This is a genomic window from Pseudomonas peli, from assembly GCF_050563605.1.
Lineage (GTDB): Bacteria > Pseudomonadota > Gammaproteobacteria > Pseudomonadales > Pseudomonadaceae > Aquipseudomonas > Aquipseudomonas peli_A.
Genome location: NZ_JBNXUH010000180.1, coordinates 1 through 266, shown reverse-complemented (window position 1 = coordinate 266; position 266 = coordinate 1). Strand labels below are relative to the sequence as shown.

Annotated in this window: 1 pseudogene; it reads right to left on the bottom strand. The window is 60.2% G+C overall.

Going from position 1 to position 266, the window contains the following annotated elements:
- Positions 1 to 183, bottom strand: a pseudogene (locus tag ACQ4LH_RS21400) (AraC family transcriptional regulator); the annotation flags it as partial.
- Positions 184 to 266 lie beyond the last annotated feature (83 nt).

The window sequence follows — 266 nt, the reverse complement described above, 5'->3', positions numbered from 1 at the left end:
CAGCGTGAGATGTGTATAAGAGACAGGTGTGTGATGACTGGGGGCTTCGTAGTCGCGGGCATCATGGCGGTTGCTCCACACGGCAGCCGCCAGCCCATCGCCCAGCTCGGCGCTGCGGTGCAGGCGGGTGTTGGGCGAGCTGTGCATGCTCTGGAAAACCTGTAGGTGCCCAAATTGCGACATAAATCCTCCGTCGCTCCATGCTATGCCGGGCCTGTCTTTTATATACATCCGACGCTGCCGACCACGCCCCCCGAGTCTTATAC